Genomic DNA, 2,261 nt, shown 5'->3' with positions numbered 1-2,261 from the left:
ACTCCCACTCAATGAAGCAAAAGATGGAATTACGTACAATGTGGATGTTTTAGAAAAGTACGGTATCGAAGTGCCGAAAACGTTCGACGAGCTGTTAGCTGCTGCCGAAAAAATTAAAAAAGAAAGCAACGGACAAGTATCTCCATTTTATTTTTCTGGAGTTGATGCTTGGACGATAGGCCAATTTTTTGATTATTTTGCTACTCCATTGCTCATTAGTCCAGAACAGAATTACAGCCAAGACTTATTAAATGGGACGTTTGACTGGTCTAAGTGGACATATCTCCCGGAAAAATATAAAGAAATGTACGATAAAGGTCTCATCAATAAAGATATGTTAACGGCGAAATATAGCGATTTACCAAAGCTGTTTGCGGAAGGAAAAGTTGCCTTTTTTATGATGGGACCAGCCTTTGTAGGACAAGCAAAGGAAATTAATCCGAATTTGAAAGTTGGTTATATGCCAATTCCGGCGATTGCTGAGGGAGATGAACCTACATTCTCTGGGGGGGAAAGACATACGTTAGCTGCTTGGAAGGACTCTCCGCATTTAGAAGAAGCGAAAAAATTCATTAATTTCTTTGCAAAGACGGAAAATTTAAAGAAAATAGCGGAAGCGACCAACCTTCCTGCTGGTATTAAAGGAGTTAATGTCGACTTAGGGGAACTTACGCAATATTATGAAAAATATGCTAACATTCGTGTATTCCCTTATTTTGACCGCGTGTATTTGCCGAACGGTATGTGGGATGTAATGTGCACCAATGGCCAAGAGTTAATTGCTGGTTCGATTACACCAAAGCAATTTTCCGAAAATATGAAAAAACAATTTGAACGTCTACGAGAGCAACAAAAGAAATAATAGCTTAATTTTATACAAGTAGGGTCTGATCAAGAAAATGTTCAGACCCTATCAAATAAAGCAAACCGTACTAGCAACTCCTGAAAACGGCAAGAAGGGAAGGAGAATAGTGGATACAGAAGTACGAACACAAATTCAATTTGTTAAGAAAGGTTTACGTAGGAAAAAGATATCCTCGACAGTTTGGTTAAACGTGATGTATCTTCCTGCTTTGCTGTTATTTATCGTATTTATTTTTTATCCTTTCTTTAAGGGATTACAAATTTCTTTTACCAATTGGGACGGTTTTTCACAAACATATGATTGGATAGGTTTGGATAACTATAAACGAATGTTACATGATCCTAATATTGGAACAATTATTAAAAATACGCTTATTTACGGAATCGGGAGTACATTATTTCAAAACATAATCGGGTTAGCATATGCTCTTTTACTCAATCAGGAAATGAAAACAAGGGGAATTACTCGTACCATTATTTATTTACCAGTAATTATAAGCCCGCTTATCATGGGGTATATTTGGTATTTCTTCTTTCAGTATGATGGAGGGGCATTGAACGATATAATTCTTTTATTCCGTAATACGCCGTTAAATATATTAGCGGACCCTCAATGGAATGTTTGGATTATTATGTTTGTCAATACGTATCAATATTTAGGAATCGCAATGGTCATTTACTTGGCCGGATTACAAACGATTCCAAGGGATTTTTATGAGGCAGCACAAATTGACGGTGCTTCATCATGGCAGCGGTTTAAGCATGTAACACTTCCAATGTTGATGCCATCGATCACTATCAATATTGTGTTGAATTTAGTTGGAGGTTTAAAGCTTTTTGATGTTATTATTTCATTGACAAAAGGCGGTCCAGGCTACGCATCCCAATCATTATCGACAGTGATGTATAAATACTATTTTGCAAGTATGGACGCAGGTTATGCTGCTGCGCTTGGCAATTTGATGTTTGTGCTGATTTCGGTCATTAGTATTACAGCATTAATTTATTTAAGAAGAAAGGAGATCGCCGGATGAAAAAAAGCAAAAAAGCGTTGCTCCTTTTAACGATGGTGATTAGTATCATCCATCTTATTCCTTTTTATTTACTGATAACCGTTTCCTTCAAACCAGCAGACGATACAAGCTCAAAATGGCTTCCCCCAGCTACATTATATCTTGATAATTTTATCAATGCATGGAAAGAAGCAAACCTTGGACAGGCTTTTGTCAATAACATTCTGATTACGGCAATTTCGGTTCTTTTAGTAGTATTTTTAGGGGCATGTGCTTCCTATCCGCTGGCGAGGTATAAAACTCGCTTGAATAGATTTATGTTTGTGTTTTTTATCTCGGCTATGATTGTTCCGCCGCTTACTATTCTCGTTCCTCTTTATAAAT

2 protein-coding genes and 1 pseudogene are annotated in these 2,261 nt (G+C 36.8%); all 3 read left to right on the top strand.

Going from position 1 to position 2,261, the window contains the following annotated elements; all coding sequences use genetic code 11:
* Nucleotides 1-862 (top strand): ABC transporter substrate-binding protein (locus VU18_RS16635; RefSeq protein ID WP_047758603.1); only part of this gene is annotated, 862 nt, incomplete at its 5' end.
* Between the two features lie 196 nt (nt 863-1,058).
* Nucleotides 1,059-1,898, top strand: coding sequence for a carbohydrate ABC transporter permease (locus VU18_RS16630; protein WP_173426837.1), 840 nt, complete (start codon nt 1,059-1,061; stop codon nt 1,896-1,898).
* Nucleotides 1,895-2,261, top strand: a pseudogene (locus tag VU18_RS16625) (carbohydrate ABC transporter permease); the annotation flags it as partial. The gene VU18_RS16630 and the pseudogene VU18_RS16625, both read left to right, overlap by 4 nt.

Source organism: Geobacillus sp. ZGt-1, from assembly GCF_001026865.1.
Lineage (GTDB): Bacteria > Bacillota > Bacilli > Bacillales > Anoxybacillaceae > Geobacillus > Geobacillus thermoleovorans.
This window is presented reverse-complemented; position numbering and strand designations above follow the sequence as displayed.

Excerpts from the sequence above, each read along its gene's own strand:
- VU18_RS16630 (WP_173426837.1), top strand. The coding sequence starts at position 1,059 with ATGTATCTTCCTGCTTTGCTGTTATTTATCGTATTTATTTTTTATCCT.